Here is a 400-nt window from a genome sequence, read left to right on the forward strand (position 1 = left end):
TTTCAAACATTAAGCGAAAAGATAGCATCAACCTTAAAGCAGATTTAATTGTGAGCTCTAATAAAACAAAAAGAACCATTGATGACATCAAAATAGTTGGGTATGAAAAATTTCCAAAATCCTTTCTGAAACATTATTTGAAATTAAAAACCTCTCAAACTTTCGATTTGTCTGAAATTGAAAAGAAGACCGAACAACTCAACAACCTAAGATTTGCCAACCAAGTAAAATCTACCGAAGTTTTATTTCAAGAAGATTCCACGTCCTTATATATATATGTAGAAAAATCCAAAAGCAACACCTTTGATGGCTTTTTAGGTTTTGGCACAAATGATGAGACCAATAAATTAGAGTTTGATGGATTTCTCAATTTACGATTGATTAATAATTTGAATTATGG

General features: G+C 30.0%; 1 protein-coding gene. It reads left to right on the plus strand.

All coding sequences use genetic code 11. The annotated features are described in order from the left end of the window. Positions 1-50 precede the first annotated feature (50 nt). On the plus strand, positions 51-400 hold a 350-nt coding region (locus tag H4O21_RS28315), incomplete at its 3' end, for a POTRA domain-containing protein (protein WP_502243752.1).

It is taken from the genome of Oceanospirillum sediminis, assembly GCF_014164585.1.
In the GTDB taxonomy this organism is placed as follows: domain Bacteria; phylum Pseudomonadota; class Gammaproteobacteria; order Pseudomonadales; family Halomonadaceae; genus Oceanospirillum; species Oceanospirillum sediminis.